The 13,324-nt window shown below is 69.9% G+C and carries 16 protein-coding genes; 5 read left to right on the top strand and 11 right to left on the bottom strand.

Annotated features, from left to right (window positions below):
- Positions 1–220: 220 nt before the first annotated feature.
- The 8 genes from ACQPXM_RS22610 to ACQPXM_RS22575 form a co-directional block, all read right to left on the bottom strand.
- Positions 221–997: an RICIN domain-containing protein gene (locus ACQPXM_RS22610; RefSeq protein ID WP_432936253.1), complete on the bottom strand. Its 777-nt coding sequence runs from the start codon at positions 995–997 to the stop codon at positions 221–223.
- A 361-nt stretch (positions 998–1,358) separates the two neighbouring features.
- The gene (ctaD, locus tag ACQPXM_RS22605; RefSeq protein WP_432936251.1) at positions 1,359–3,104 is read right to left on the bottom strand and encodes an aa3-type cytochrome oxidase subunit I; all 1,746 of its coding nucleotides are present in this window, start codon (positions 3,102–3,104) and stop codon (positions 1,359–1,361) included.
- A 13-nt stretch (positions 3,105–3,117) separates the two neighbouring features.
- Positions 3,118–3,717, bottom strand: coding sequence for a hypothetical protein (locus tag ACQPXM_RS22600; protein WP_432936248.1), 600 nt, complete (start codon positions 3,715–3,717; stop codon positions 3,118–3,120).
- A gap of 66 nt (positions 3,718–3,783) precedes the next feature.
- A complete protein-coding gene (locus ACQPXM_RS22595; RefSeq protein ID WP_432936245.1) occupies positions 3,784–4,098 on the bottom strand; it encodes a hypothetical protein in 315 nt (104 codons plus the stop codon).
- 41 nt (positions 4,099–4,139) lie between these two features.
- Positions 4,140–4,958: an MBL fold metallo-hydrolase gene (locus ACQPXM_RS22590; protein ID WP_432936243.1), complete on the bottom strand. Its 819-nt coding sequence runs from the start codon at positions 4,956–4,958 to the stop codon at positions 4,140–4,142.
- A 10-nt stretch (positions 4,959–4,968) separates the two neighbouring features.
- A complete protein-coding gene (locus tag ACQPXM_RS22585) occupies positions 4,969–5,328 on the bottom strand; it encodes a hypothetical protein (RefSeq protein ID WP_432936241.1) in 360 nt (119 codons plus the stop codon).
- Between the two features lie 49 nt (positions 5,329–5,377).
- Positions 5,378–5,935, bottom strand: a complete 558-nt coding sequence (locus tag ACQPXM_RS22580) for a hemerythrin domain-containing protein (RefSeq protein WP_432936238.1) — start codon at positions 5,933–5,935, stop codon at positions 5,378–5,380.
- Positions 5,936–6,040: 105 nt separating this feature from the next.
- Positions 6,041–6,844, bottom strand: a complete 804-nt coding sequence (locus ACQPXM_RS22575; RefSeq protein WP_432936236.1) for a sigma-70 family RNA polymerase sigma factor — start codon at positions 6,842–6,844, stop codon at positions 6,041–6,043.
- A 282-nt stretch (positions 6,845–7,126) separates the two neighbouring features.
- Between ACQPXM_RS22575 and ACQPXM_RS22570 the strand changes: the two genes are divergently transcribed.
- From ACQPXM_RS22570 to ACQPXM_RS22555, 4 genes are all read left to right on the top strand, one after another.
- Positions 7,127–7,969, top strand: coding sequence for a hypothetical protein (locus tag ACQPXM_RS22570; protein ID WP_432936233.1), 843 nt, complete (start codon positions 7,127–7,129; stop codon positions 7,967–7,969).
- 1 nt (position 7,970) lies between these two features.
- Positions 7,971–8,435: a phage holin family protein gene (locus tag ACQPXM_RS22565; protein ID WP_432936231.1), complete on the top strand. Its 465-nt coding sequence runs from the start codon at positions 7,971–7,973 to the stop codon at positions 8,433–8,435.
- Complete coding sequence (locus tag ACQPXM_RS22560) at positions 8,411–9,022, top strand: DUF3618 domain-containing protein (RefSeq protein ID WP_432936228.1); 612 nt, start codon at positions 8,411–8,413, stop codon at positions 9,020–9,022. The genes ACQPXM_RS22565 and ACQPXM_RS22560 overlap by 25 nt, the downstream gene beginning before the upstream one ends.
- A 173-nt stretch (positions 9,023–9,195) precedes the next feature.
- Complete coding sequence (locus ACQPXM_RS22555; protein ID WP_432936225.1) at positions 9,196–10,077, top strand: manganese catalase family protein; 882 nt, start codon at positions 9,196–9,198, stop codon at positions 10,075–10,077.
- A 12-nt stretch (positions 10,078–10,089) separates the two neighbouring features.
- Here ACQPXM_RS22555 and ACQPXM_RS22550 read toward each other — a convergent pair whose 3' ends face one another.
- The 3 genes from ACQPXM_RS22550 to ACQPXM_RS22540 form a co-directional block, all read right to left on the bottom strand.
- Positions 10,090–10,794: a GAF and ANTAR domain-containing protein gene (locus ACQPXM_RS22550; protein WP_432936222.1), complete on the bottom strand. Its 705-nt coding sequence runs from the start codon at positions 10,792–10,794 to the stop codon at positions 10,090–10,092.
- Between the two features lie 99 nt (positions 10,795–10,893).
- Positions 10,894–11,586: a GAF and ANTAR domain-containing protein gene (locus ACQPXM_RS22545; RefSeq protein ID WP_432936220.1), complete on the bottom strand. Its 693-nt coding sequence runs from the start codon at positions 11,584–11,586 to the stop codon at positions 10,894–10,896.
- A gap of 140 nt (positions 11,587–11,726) precedes the next feature.
- On the bottom strand, positions 11,727–12,194 hold the full coding sequence (locus ACQPXM_RS22540; RefSeq protein WP_432936217.1) for a MarR family winged helix-turn-helix transcriptional regulator: 468 nt from the start codon (positions 12,192–12,194) through the stop codon (positions 11,727–11,729).
- A 157-nt stretch (positions 12,195–12,351) separates the two neighbouring features.
- Between ACQPXM_RS22540 and ACQPXM_RS22535 the strand changes: the two genes are divergently transcribed.
- A complete protein-coding gene (locus ACQPXM_RS22535) occupies positions 12,352–13,317 on the top strand; it encodes an NmrA/HSCARG family protein (RefSeq protein ID WP_432936214.1) in 966 nt (321 codons plus the stop codon).
- Positions 13,318–13,324: the final 7 nt, after the last annotated feature.

The following is a 13,324-nucleotide window of genomic DNA, read 5'->3' as shown; positions in this document are numbered from 1 at the left end:
CCGATGACGCGGCCACGGACGGCGGCTGCCGCGTTTTCAGCGGACCCGGTGGGGAACCTCGCCCGGTGACGGCGCGCCGTTTCGCGCGAGCCGACCGCGCGCCGAGGTCTCGGAGAGTTGAACCCGCAGCCTCCGGGACCGCCCAGCGCCGTCGTCCGGACAAGGGCCAGGGGCCGGAAGCGGTTGCTTCCGGCCCCTGGTTGCGTCGGGGTGGCCGAGGTCAGCCGGCCATCTCGACCATCTTCTTCGGCAGTTGCTTGAGCTGGTCGGGCACCGGGACCTTGCCGTCGATGGCCTTCAGCATCTCCAGGCCGCGGGTCTCGTACTCGTCGGGCATCTCCAGGCCGAGGGCTTCCAGGAGTGCGTCGAGCAGCTGGATCACCGCACCCAGGAGGGTTTCCATCGGGATGCCGGCGTCGCGCCATTTCTGGTCCTTGCCGCCGTTGGGTACGACGGTGGAGGTCGGCATGGCCTGCTTGGCCACGCCGATCATCGAGGACAGGGCCTTGCCGTTGGCCTTGTTGATCAGCGTGCCGGTGTCCTTGTTGTAGGTCCACTTCTGGCCCGCGCCGTCGCGGCAGGGCAGGACCAGCAGCGGGGCCTTGTCGCGCACGGTGGTCAGATCGGCCGCGGTGTCCAGGCAGGCGCCGTGGGGAAGGTCGCCACCGACGTCCTTCGACATCGACACCATCAACTGCTGGTCCGCGGTGTAGGTCCACTGCTGGATCTTGCCCTTGGACCCCTTGTTGCACTTGATCATCACCGCGGTCGGAATCCCGTCCGGCGTCACCGCGAACGTCAGGCACAACTTGGACTGCACCCGGTTCACGAACTGCCGCGGCTTACCCACCGGCAGATCCGCCGGCGCCGCCGCGGCACTGTCCGGCGCCGCCGGGGCGGGCGCGGCCTGGGCTGCACCGGCCGGCGCGAGACCGGCCGCGAGAGCAGCGACCACCAGCATGGCGCCGCTGCGCTTCAACAGAGTGCGAGTACTCAAAGCAACCTCCACTGTCGGGCATGGAAGGCGAGGGGCGTCGAGCCCGGCATCGGGTCCAGTCGTCGGAGTGATCACTGACCGCGAATGCTTCGCCACGCCCAGTAGTTCCCATCGGCATCCCGCCAGCAACATCCACTTGATGCCATTGGCAACGAACTGCCACGCCGTCGTGACCTGCGCCCGCGTGAACGGTAACGACGTCACGGAATCGACGGTGTGCCGCGCCCTGCTCGTGGCCGGACCGTGCCCCGGCCGCAACCCGGCCCGGCGAAGACCGTGATACGCGCCGGGACTACAGCGAGCTTCGGCCGGGAAGCAGCCCGCGTGCCCCGGCCGGGCAGCACCGGCGTACTGCGGTAGGTCAGGTCTTGTCGTTCTCGTTCAGGTTGCTCAGCCGGCCCTGGTCCTCGCCCGCGTCGAGCAGGTTCTCCGCCGGGGCGCCGCTGTCCGGGTACTCCATCTTGGCGACGTCGGGATGGTGCAGGTCGAACGCCGGGCTCTCGGACCGGATCCGGGGCAGGGTGACGAAGTTGTGCCGCGGTGGCGGCGAACTGGTCGCCCACTCCAGCGAGCGGCCCCAGCCCCACGGGTCGTCGACGTTCACCCGCGGCGACCGGCGGGACTTGTAGAGGTTGTAGAGGAACGGCAGCGTCGACGCCCCGAGCACCATCGCGCCGATCGACGACACCTGGTGCAGGGCGATGAAGCCCTCGAACTCGTTGTACGTCGCGTAGCGCCGCGGCATGCCCTCGACACCGAGCCAGTGCTGGACCAGGAACGTGGTGTGGAAGCCGATGAACAGCAGCCAGAAGTGCAGCTTGCCGAGTCTCTCGTCGAGCATCCGGCCGGTCATCTTCGGCCACCAGAAGTAGAAGCCGGCGAACATCGCGAACACCACCGTGCCGAACACGACGTAGTGGAAGTGCGCGACCACGAAGTAGGAGTCCGACAGTTGGTAGTCCAGGGAGGGGGAGGCCAGGATCACGCCGGTCAAGCCGCCGAACAGGAACGTCGTCAGGAAGCCGATCGACCACAGCATCGGGGTGTCGAACGAGATCGAGCCGCCCCACATCGTGCCGATCCAGTTGAAGAACTTCACCCCGGTCGGCACCGCGATGATGAAGGTCATGAACGAGAAGAACGGCAGGTTGATCGCGCCGGTGACGAACATGTGGTGCGCCCAGACCACCGTGGAGTACAGCGCGATCGCGATGGTCGCCGCGACCAGGCCGATGTAGCCGAAGACCGGCTTGCGGCTGAACACCGGCAGGATCTCGGTGATGATGCCGAAGAACGGCAGCGCGATGATGTAGACCTCGGGATGGCCGAAGAACCAGAACAGGTGCTGCCACAGCAACGGCCCGCCGTTCGCGGCCTCGAACACGTGCGCGCCGAGTCTTCGGTCGGCCTCCAGCATCAGCAGCGCGCCGGCCAGGATCGGGAACGCGATCAGCACCAGCAGCGAGGTGACGAACGTGTTCCAGGTGAAGATCGGCATCCGGAACATCGTCATCCCGGGCGCGCGCATGGTGATGATCGTGGTGATGAAGTTGACCGCGCCGAGGATCGTGCCCAGACCGGCCATCCACAGCCCCATGATCCACAGGTCGGCACCGATGCCCGGCGAGCGCTCGGAGTCCGACAGCGGCGTGTACGCCGTCCAGCCGAAGTCGGCGGCGCCTTGCGGCGTGAGGAAGCCACCCGACGCGATCAGGCCGCCGAACAGGAACAGCCAGTAGCTGAACATGTTCAGCCGCGGGAACGCGACGTCAGGGGCACCGATCTGCACCGGCATGATCACGTTCGCGAAGCCGACGAACAGCGGTGTCGCGAACAGCAGCAGCATGATCGTGCCGTGCATCGTGAACAGCTGGTTGTAGACCTCCTCGTTCACGATCTGCAGCCCCGGGGAGAACAGCTCGGCCCGGATCAGCAGGGCCATCACGCCGCCGATCAGGAAGAAGACGAACGACGTGATCAGGTACAGGTGACCGATCACCTTGTGATCGGTGGTCGTCAGGATGCGTACCGCCGCCTGCCCCAGGCTGCGCCGGGCCCTGCGCTCTCCGACGGCAGTGGCCTGCCGGCGTTCGACCAGATCCACCATCGTGAGTGTCCCTTCAGCGTGTTGTCGCCGGCGTCATGGCCTGAGGAGCTTCCCGGAGTTCGGACGGCGCGGGCATCCAGGAGCGCGACTCGTCGATGGCCTCGCACAGCAGCCGGTGGAGCAGAGCGTCGCCGTCCGGGGCCCGGAAGTCGGTGACGGCGCGGATCGCGCCGGCGAGGGCCAGCGGCGCTTCGGCCAGATCGCCGGTCGGCCCACCCCGGGGCAGCGGATCTGCCGCGAGGTCGGCCAGCACCTCCTCCGCCCTCCTGACAGCCCGGAGGAGAGTTCGCTGGAACTGCGGCGACACCACCGGCACGACCAGCCGAACGCACCGCACGACCAGGGCCGGTACGTAGCGGGGGTCGGTCGGGACCAGCCCGATCACGGTGGGAATCAGCGGGACGAGCTTCACGCGGGCGGCGTCGGACAGCTCGTCGTTCACCTCCCGGGCCACCAGGGCCAGCAGGGGATGCGTGCAGCTGGGCCGGTCCGACCACTCGAGCCCGGCGAGGTGGGACGCGTACTCCATGAAGCAGGCGCCCCGGCGCGGGTCGCGATGCGGCCCACGCGACAGAATCGGTACCAGCGTGACGTCCTCGCGTTCAGTAGCCATCTGAACCTCCCAGTCGGGAGTACCCCGCCAACCCGCTCGCATGCGGGCCAAATCCGGCGAACTTGGTCAGGCCGACGTACTGCGACGGTTGCGGCGGATCAGGTAGAAGACCACCGAGCCGCCGACGGCCAGCACGATGGCTCCGGCGGAGATGAAGACCAGCCCGGTCTGGGAGAAGTCCGCCGCGTCCCCGTCGTTGTCGCCGGGGCCCTCGGCGCCGGTCTGCGGTGTGGCGCCCAGCGACGGGGAGGGGGACGGGCTGTCCGCGGCCGGGATGATCGTCGAGACCGTGGTGACGGCGTCCGCGACGGCCGGAGCGGCGGGCGCGGCCAGGGCCGGGCCTTGGGCGAGCGCGACGACGACCAGGGGTGCGCTGAGCAACGATGCGATCATTACCGACCGGTTCCCCGCCCCGGCCCGGGCTAACGTGCGGAGCTCTTCAGCTCGATCGTCTCCCCGCGCGCCGGTGCCGCGACCCGCCAGGGCTCGGAGTCGGCCTTCACCGCCGCGAGGAAGTCGGCGAGCGGGGACTTCATCACCCGGTAGTCGTCGTAGTGGACCGGGATGGCGACGCTGGGCCGGATCCGGCGCAGGAAGTCGAGTCCCTGGACCGCGTCCATCGTCACGGTCGAGAACAGGATCCTGGTCCCGCCGAGATGGACGACGGCCGCATCGATGTCCGGGCAGCGTTCCCGGATGGCGTCGAGATGGTCGCCGGTCAACGTGTCGCCGCTCAGATAGACGGTGTACGGCGTACCGCTCGGGCCATGGTGGGTGAGCAGGGATCCCATCACCGGCGGCAACAGGGACTGGAGGACGCCGCGCGCGTGGATGCCCGGCATCGACTCGACGGTCAGCGTCTCGTCGGCGTGGGTCAGCTGCCAGGTGTCCCAGGTGTTCAGGGCATGTGTGTCGAAGCCGGACCGGGCCAGCCGGCGCGCGGCGTGCTCGGTGGTGACCAGGGGGACCGAGCGGTCCAGCTCGCGCCGCGCGATCCGGTCGAAGTGGTCGCCGTGCAGATGCGAGAGCACGACCACGTCGAGGGCCGGCAACTCAGCGATCGTGAGCGCGGGGTCCTGCAGCCGACGCGACCAGAGTCCTTTGCCGAGATAGGCGCGCTGGCCGCGGTGCAGGAAGTTCGGATCGGTCAGCAGCGTGAAGGAGCCGAGCCGGACGATCGTGGTGGCGTTGCCGACGAAGGTGATGGCATGCCCGCCGAGGGGCGTCGGATCCGGTTCCATCGCCGGCCGATCAGCGCGGGGGTTCCGGCGCCGGCGCGGGCGGCAGGGCCAGAAGCTGGTCGTGGGCTTCGGCGATCAGGGCGGCGGCGGTGTGCAGCGCCGCGGCCGCCTGCAAAGCCGACGTACTGGCCGCGGTCAGCGACTCGTGCGCCGGCGGGCCACCCCAGGCCCGGGTGTCGGCGGAGTGTTCGAACCGCTCACCCAGGCAGGTGGCCAGCCGGGCACCGGCGTCGATCACCGTGGCCAGGCTGCCGAGCTGCAGCATCCACCGCTCCGAGGACTCGTCGTCGCGGATCTGCTCCAGCCGGGTGGCCTCGCTCAGCGCCGTGGCGGCGCGGGAGAGTGCCGGATCGGTTTCGCTGTCGAACATGTGGCACTCTCCCTCACGTGCTGCCTCGGCCGGGCGGACCGGGACGCTTCTACTCACTGGCCTCTTCGCGGAGCTTCTGCTGCAGCGCGTCCTTGCCGAGCGACGACGTGCCGGAGACGTTCGCGTTGCGGGCCTGCTGCTGCAACTGCCCGCGGGTGATGTCCTCCGGCTGCTCGCCGAGATGCTTCTTGCGGCTGGCCGCGAACGCTTCGCCGAGCTCGAGCAGCCGCTGCTCACTGAGGTTCTGCCGCATTCCGGGCAGCACCTTGGTCTCCTCCTCCTCGACGTGGTGAGTGACCGCGTCGACCAGGTTCTGCAGGACCTTCTCGAACTCGGCGGACTCCGGGTCGGTGCCGGCCAGCTTCTCCAGCAGCTCGTCGGCCTCGACGTGCTCCTGCTGGCTGTGCGCGACCTCGTCGGCCTCGTCCGCCTCACCGGCGGCGACCGGGTAGACCTCGGCCTCCTCGGCGCGACTGTGGGCGGACAGCAACGTGGTCAGCACCGGGACCAGGCCGGTCCGCTTCTCCGGGTTGTCCTTCAGCTCGTCGAACAGCCGCTCGACCTCACGGTGGTCCTGCATGATCAGATCGACGACGTTCTGCGCCATGTCGGTTCTTTCCTTTCGGCTCGGCGCGGCTCGGGAACAACGGCCGCGAAAACAGCCGACCGGTACCCCGCGAACCGCCGGGCAATCAAGTGCTTCACCCGGGCCTCACGCGCTGAGCGCCGAGCGCAGCACGAGCATGATCTGGCGCAGCAACCGCGACACCTGCATCTGGCTGACCCCGATCTCGGCGCCGATCTCGGCCTGCGTGCGGTGGTCGACGAACCGCCGCCGCAGGATCAGCCGGTCGCGCTCGGGCAGCTTGTCGACGACCGGCCGCAGCGTCTCGACGTGCTCCACCAGCGCGTAGGTGTCGGTGTCGCCGCTGATCACGTTCTCCAGGGTGAGATCCGGCGCCGACCGGAGCCGGGCGTCCAGCGAGACCGGGCGGAAGCAGCCCTGGGCGCGCTGCGCGTCCAGGATCTCCTCGGCCGGTACGCCGATCGCCTCGGCCAGGTCGTCGGTCGTCGGCCAGCGCTGCAGCCGCGCGGCCAGTTCACCCTCGACCGCGTTGATCGCGGTCTGCAGGTCCTGGATCCGGCGCGGCGGCCGGACCATCCAGGCCCGGTCGCGGAAGTGTTTGCGCAGTTCGCCGCGGATCGTCGGTACGGCGTACGAGCGGAAGTCGGTGTCCGGGCCGGGCCGGTAGCCACGGACGGCTTTCACCAGGCCTACGCAGGCGACCTGTTCCAGGTCTTCGCCGTCGACGCCTCGTTGCCGGTACCGGGCAGCGAGGGTGTGGGCCATCGGCAGCCCGAGCTCCACGGCCCGGTCCTGGTACGACGCTCTGCGGTGGGTGCCGGCCTCGGCGGCGAGCCGGAGCAACTGTTCGATCTCCGCGGCGCGCTGGTCGCGCAGCTCCTGTCGCCGGTCGGGATCGGTGCGGGCGGGAAGAAGCGATGATTGACGCATGGGAAGCCTGCTCACCGGAGTCCGGCCGGGATGGCAGTGGTTGGACCAGCAGCCGGATAGCTTCCGTTACCCAGGTTCGCGCAGCGCATTCGCTCCGTTTCACGCCGGGTCGGCGGAGGGCATGGGGAGCAGCCGCTCCGCCCACCCGTTTCGATGCCCGCGGCAACGACATTCACGGGCAGGTGCGTTGCGCAGCGCGAGCGCCTCCGGCCCGATCGCCCGGTTTCGGTTTGCGGCCGTCGCGAGGGGATACCTAGGTGGCTCACAGAAGGGAGACGTCAGATGACGACCAACCAACAGGTCGGTACGGCGTCCGGTGGTTCAGGCGTGGACACCGCGCGCGACGAGGCCAAACACCTCAAGGACAACGCCGCTGGCGCGGCCCGTGAGGTCGCGGAGACCGCCAAGAGCGGCGCGGCCGACGTGACCGCCGACGTCCGGGAGCAGACGCGGCAGTTGTTCGGGCAGACCCGGGACGAGCTCGGCCGCCAGGCCGGGCAGCAACGGGACTCGGCTGTGAACGGTCTGCGGTCGATGGGTGACGAGCTGCGCGGGATGGCCGAGCACGGTTCGGGTCTGGCCGGCCAGCTGGCCCGGCACGGCGCGGACTGGACCGATCGGGCGGTGGGATTCCTGGACGGCCGGGAGTTCACCGACATCCTCGAGGACGTGCGCGTGATGGCCCGCCGGCGTCCGGGCCGGTTCCTGCTCGGTGCCGTGGTGGCGGGGATGGCCGCCGGCCGGATGACGCGGGCGATGTCGGCGGCCAGTTCGTCGTCGAGCGGTTCACCGTCGGGAGTCTCGTCGTCGAACGGAACGACGTCCGCTCCGATGAGTGGCATGCCGCCGACCGCCAGCCCGGGCTATCGCGATCCGATGCCGACCGGTGCGACACCCGGCACTCCGGCGGCCGGTGGTGGGGCGATGGGCGATCCGCTGGCGACCGGTGGAACGCCGGTGCCGCCGCCCCCGGCCGGACCGCCGCCGGGCAGTATGCCTCCGGGCGGATCGGCCCCGGGTGCTCCGGTCCCGCCGGGAATGCCGCCGCAGCCGACACCTTCGGCGCCGGACCTCGATCCGGGCGCTCCGGTGCAGCCGCGGTTCGGGCCCGGATCGGGGCAGTGAGATGGCCGGATCGTACGCCGCGGGCGGGCCCGGAGACCCGGGCACTTCGTACGGCGAGACCAGCCGGCCGCCCGGCACTCCGTCGTACGGCGACGCGTCGCTGGGCGAGATCGTCACGCACCTGACGTCGGACCTCGGCACGCTGACCCGGCAGGAGCTCGCGCTGGCCAAGGCGGAAATGCAGGCCGAGGCCAAGCAGGCGGGCAAGGGCGCGGGAATGCTCGGCGGTGCGGCGTTCGCCGGCTGGATGCTGGCGTTGTTCCTGTCGCTGACGGCGATGTGGGCGCTGGGTGAAGTCATGCACCTGGCCTGGGCGGCGCTGATCGTGGCGGTCGTGTGGGCCGTCGTCGCGGCCGTGCTCGCCAGCACCGGGCGCAAGGAGCTGAAGAACGTCAATCCGAAGCCCGAGCAGACGGTCGAGACCCTCAAGGAGGACGCGCAATGGCTGAAGACACGCAAGAACTGAGGCGCGACATCGAGCAGACCCGGCAGAACCTCGGCCGGGACGTGGACGCCCTGACCGAGAAGGTGAGTCCGAGCGCGATCGTGCACCGCCGGACCGATCGCGCCCGGGCCGGCATCGACCGGTTGCGGCACCGCGTGATGGGCAAGGCCGAGTCGCTCGGCGGCAGTGCGGGGTCCTCGGTGCAGTCGGCCGGGTCCGCCGTACAGGAGGCCGGCAGCAAGGTCGGCCACGCCGTCGAGTCGGCACCGAGTGCGGCCAAGGAGCGGACCCGCGGCGCACCGCTGGCCGCCGGGGTGGTGGCCTTCGCTCTCGGCTACGTGCTCTCGGCCGCGCTGCCGGCGACGGCCAAGGAGCAGGAGCTGGCCGAACAGGCCAAGGACAAGGCGATGGATCCGCTGAAGGAGCAGGCCTCCGGCATCGCGCAGGAACTCAAGGAGAACCTGCAGGAGCCCGCACAGGAAGCGGTCCAGCACGTCAAGGAGACCGCGGCCGACGCCGCCGCGGAGGTCAAGGACGAAGGCCGGTCGGCCGCCGACGACGTTCGCAGCGACGCTCGTGAGTCGGCCGCGAACGTCCGCAACACCTGAGTTCCACCCCTGGGCGTCCGGCCCGGCGTTGCTTGTCGAACGCCGGGCCGGACGCCTTCGGCATGCCGCCGCGCGACCGGTCGCAGCCCGTCGCGACCGATCGCGAATGACGTGTTTGCTGCGGATGACGAGGGGAACTCTGCGCGCTCGACAAAGCCCCGAGGAGGCGGCGAATGTTCTTTCATCGTCAGGAGTTGCAGTTCAAGTCGACCCCCGACCGCGCCGACGCGGTCTACGCACGCAAGCTGCAGGAAGTGCTCGGCGGTCAGTACGGCGAGATCACCGTCGCGATGCAGTACATGTTCCAGGGCTGGAACATGCACACACCGGGCAAGTACCGCGACCTGGTCTTCGGTGTCGGCGCCGAGGAGGTCGGGCACGTGGAGATGCTGGCCACGATGATCGCCCAGCTGCTGGAGAAGGCGCCGCTCGGCATCACCGAGGACGCCGTGCAGGACGACCCGACGGTCGCGGCGGTGATCGGTGGCACCGACATCCAGCACGCGATCGTCGCCGGCGCGGGCGCGCGGGCGGTCGACAGCATGGGCAACCCGTGGCAGGGCAGTTACATCACCGCCAGCGGCAACCTGCTGGCCGACTTCCAGGCCAACGCCAACGCGGAGATGCAGGGCCGGGTGCAGGTCGCTCGGCTCTACCACATGACCGACGACCACGGCGTACGCGACCTGCTGTCGTTCCTGCTCGCCCGGGACACGATGCACCAGAACATGTGGCTGGCCGCGGCCGCGGAGCTGCGCGAGGAGGGCGCCGAGAAGCTGCCGGTGCCGAGCAACTTCCCGCAGTCCAAGGAGCACACCGACGTCTCGTACCAGTACCTGAACTTCAGCGACGGCCAGACCGCCGGTGAGGGCAGCTGGGCCAAGGGTCCGACGCCCGACGGCAACGGCGAGTTCACCTACCACGACGGCCCGACCACGACCGCGCCGATGCCGCCGCCGACCCACCCCGACGCGCGCTTCTACGGCACCACCGACCTGCCCAACACGATGGAGAAGCTGGCCGGAACCGCGCAGGACAAACTGAAGAAGGAATGACCTGAGGGACGGTTACTGCTCGGGGCGCGCCGGCAGTCGGCGCGTCTCGAGCAGGTCCGACGCGACGTCGCGCAGCTTGCGTTGCTGGTCCTGGGAGTAGCGGCGCAGAACGGCGAAGGCCTGGTCGTCGGTCAGGCCGTACCGCTCCATCAGGACACCGACGGCCTGACCGACGTGGGTCTGGGCGTCGATCGCGATCCGCAGGTTCTCGCGGATCCGGGCGGAGTCGATGGCGACCGCGGCGTACACCGTCAGGTCGTTCAGCCGCTCGATCACCTCCGGCGTGACGGCGTCGGGCTCAGGGTGGGCGTAGCTGAGGACGCCGAGCACGTGCTGGCGGCGACTGAGCAACTGCAAGCTGGCCCAGCAGCGCCAGCCGTGCTCGACCGCGATCGGCGCCCAGCGTGGCCACGGCCGGGCGTCGGCGAGGTCCGGGCAGTAGACGGCGCAGGCGTCGCGCGCCGCGTCGATCGCGGGACCTTCGCGGAGCTCGACCTGCAAGGAGTCCGTCAGCGCCATCCGGGAGCTGCTCGCCGCCTCCGGTACGAGGTGGCGCTGGTGACTCAGCAGCACGCCGAACTGACCGGCGCCGTCATGCAGCCGCGATCCCAAGGTGGCGATCGCGACCGCCACTTCGGTGACGGTTTCGAGTTGGTGCCACTGCCAGACGGAGTCGGCGAACTGGCCGAGCCGGTCGCTCGGCGAAGCGGTGCTCACGATCGGTCCTTCGGGCAATCGTCGGTCCGGCCCTCTGCCTGAGCCGACCGACCGGTACCCCGTCGCCGAAGCGGCATCCGTCGTTCCTGTGCGTGTCGTTCACCGCGGCAGGCGGCGGGTGTGCACGACCTCGCTCGCCACGTCGCGGAGCTTGCGGTTGCGGTCCTGTGAGTACCGGCGCAGCACCGCGAAGGCCTGGTCGGCGTCCAGCGTGAAGCGCTCCATCAGTACGCCGACGGCGCGGCCGACGTGGGTCTGCGCCTCGATCGCGCGTTGCAGGTTGTACCGGGTGCCCGCGGTGTCGAGCGCGATCGCCGCATGCACCGAGAAATCGCGCAGGTAGCAGCCGAGTTCGGGGGTGATCGCGTGCGGGCGGGGATGCGCGAAGCTGAGCACGCCGAGCAGGTGCTGCTTGCGGCTCTGCATCGGCAGCGTGACCCAGCTGCGCCAGCCGTGTGCGACGGCCACCGGCGACCACAACGGCCACTGGTCGCTCGCGGCGAGGTCCGGGCAGTGGACGGCGTCGCAGCCGGCGGTGAGGCCGATCGCCGGGCCCTGCTCCAGCTCCAGCTGGACTCTGTCTGCCGCGCGCAGGGTGGGGTGACTCGCGACCTGGGGAACGAGGTGGTGCCGGTGGTTGAGCAAGATGCTGACGGCGCCGTCGGCGAGAATCCGCGAGCCTTCGCCGGCGATCGCGGTCGCGACGTCGTCGACGGAGTCGAGCCGGTGCAGATGCAGCGCGAACTCGGTGAACTCCCGGGTCCGCCGGGCCGGCAACACCGAAATCGTCACAACGGGGGCCTCCGAGAACTTCGGTTTCACTGCAGCCCGCTGTCTGAGCTCGCGGCGGCCGGAGGATGCTCGACATCACGGCGCGTCGCGTTTTCATCATGATCCAGTTGGCCGGTGTGCACAACACCCCGCGTGGGTTCTCACCCAGCCGGGTCGGCGTGGCTGCGCTGGTGATCGGTGATGTCGAGGAACATCCGCTTGAACTGCCGGTAGTTCCGCGGGCCGAGGCGCTCGGCATGGCGCGACTCGATGCCGGCCATGATCGCGTGCGCGGCCTTCATCTGGGCCAGGCCGCGGTCGGTCGGGCAGATCAGTTTCGCCCGGCGGTCGCTGGGGTCGGGACGTCGTTCCAGGTAGCCGAGGGCCTCCAGCTCGTCGACCAGAGTCCCGATGATCTGCTTGTGCTGGCCGGACAACCGGGACAGCTCGGTGGCCCGGACGCCGTCCGGATCCAGATAGGCCATCACGGCGCCGTGCCGGTGCTTGAGGTCGTGGAACCCCTGGTCGGCCAGCGTCGCGAAGAGCTCCCGCTGGACCGCGAACAGCAGGCGGCCGGACAGCACGCCGAGGTCGGGATCGGTGGCCGTCAGCTCGGATCGGGTGGCCAATCGACTCTCCTCTCACCGCATGGTGCTGATCACCTTAACGATCGCCGCCGGTCCACCGGTAGTCACGGCACGGAACAGTCATGAATCTTGATCAGCCGGTCGGCAGGCCCTACGCTTCCACGGTAGTCAAGATCCGTGACGATCAAGGAGTTGGACAATGACGAAGATCATCGCTGTGGTCGGCGCGACCGGGATCCAGGGCGGGGGCCTGGTGGAGGCGATCCTGGCCGACCCGGACCGGGGGTTCGCCGTCCGCGCGCTGACCCGCGACCCGCGGAGCGCGCGAGCCGAGGAGCTGGCGGCGCGCGGCGCCGAGGTGGTCGCGGCGGACCTCGACGACCAGGACAGCCTGCGGAAGGCGTTCGACGGCGTGTATGGCGCGTTCGTCGTGACCAACTACTTCGCCGAGCGCAGCCCGGCCGAAGCCGCCGCCCGGCCGGCGGCCGACATGGAGTTGGAGCAGGCCGGCAACGCGGCCCGGGCGGCGCGCGACGCCGGCGTCCAGCACGTGATCTGGTCGACGCTGGAGGACACCCGGCAGCACTTCGGTGACACCGATCGGGTGCCGAGCCTGGACGACGGCCGGTACAAGGTGCCGCACTTCGACGCCAAGAGCGAGGCCGACGACCTGTTCCGCGCGGCCGGCGTACCGACGACGTTCCTGCGGACCACCTTCTACTACGAGAACCTCACCGATGCTCTCGCCCCGGTCCGCGACGCCGACGGGCAGTTGGTGCTCACGCTGCCGATGGGCGACAGCCCGATCAACGCGATCGCCGTCGAGGACATCGGCCGGACCGCGCTCGGCATCTTCCGGCGCGGTCGGGAGTACGTCGGCAAGGTGATCGCGATCGCCGGTGAGCACCTGACCGGCGAGCAGATCGTCGCGGCGATGAGCGAGGCGCTCGGCGAGCCGGTCCGGTACGAGCCGCACGGCTGGGACGAGTTCCGGGCGCTCGGGTTCCCCGGTGCCGTCGAGTTCGGCAACATGTTCCAGTACTACGCGGAGAACGCCGAGCAGTTCACCAGCGACCGCGACCTCGACGTGGTCCGTGAACTGAACCCGCAGCTGCAGAGCTTCCGCGAGTGGCTGAAGGTGCACCACACCGACCTGGCCCGCTGAACTGTCC

Origin of the sequence: Kribbella sp. CA-253562, from assembly GCF_050942265.1 — a bacterium.
Classification (GTDB): Bacteria; Actinomycetota; Actinomycetes; order Propionibacteriales; family Kribbellaceae; genus Kribbella.
This window is presented reverse-complemented; position numbering and strand designations above follow the sequence as displayed.

Excerpts from the sequence above, each read along its gene's own strand:
- ctaD (WP_432936251.1), bottom strand. The coding sequence starts at position 3,104 with ATGGTGGATCTGGTCGAACGCCGGCAGGCCACTGCCGTCGGAGAGCGC.
- ACQPXM_RS22600 (WP_432936248.1), bottom strand. The coding sequence starts at position 3,717 with ATGGCTACTGAACGCGAGGACGTCACGCTGGTACCGATTCTGTCGCGT.
- ACQPXM_RS22590 (WP_432936243.1), bottom strand. The coding sequence starts at position 4,958 with ATGGAACCGGATCCGACGCCCCTCGGCGGGCATGCCATCACCTTCGTC.
- ACQPXM_RS22585 (WP_432936241.1), bottom strand. The coding sequence starts at position 5,328 with ATGTTCGACAGCGAAACCGATCCGGCACTCTCCCGCGCCGCCACGGCG.
- ACQPXM_RS22580 (WP_432936238.1), bottom strand. The coding sequence starts at position 5,935 with ATGGCGCAGAACGTCGTCGATCTGATCATGCAGGACCACCGTGAGGTC.
- ACQPXM_RS22575 (WP_432936236.1), bottom strand. The coding sequence starts at position 6,844 with ATGCGTCAATCATCGCTTCTTCCCGCCCGCACCGATCCCGACCGGCGA.
- ACQPXM_RS22570 (WP_432936233.1), top strand. The coding sequence starts at position 7,127 with ATGACGACCAACCAACAGGTCGGTACGGCGTCCGGTGGTTCAGGCGTG.
- ACQPXM_RS22565 (WP_432936231.1), top strand. The coding sequence starts at position 7,971 with ATGGCCGGATCGTACGCCGCGGGCGGGCCCGGAGACCCGGGCACTTCG.
- ACQPXM_RS22560 (WP_432936228.1), top strand. The coding sequence starts at position 8,411 with ATGGCTGAAGACACGCAAGAACTGAGGCGCGACATCGAGCAGACCCGG.
- ACQPXM_RS22555 (WP_432936225.1), top strand. The coding sequence starts at position 9,196 with ATGTTCTTTCATCGTCAGGAGTTGCAGTTCAAGTCGACCCCCGACCGC.
- ACQPXM_RS22535 (WP_432936214.1), top strand. The coding sequence starts at position 12,352 with ATGACGAAGATCATCGCTGTGGTCGGCGCGACCGGGATCCAGGGCGGG.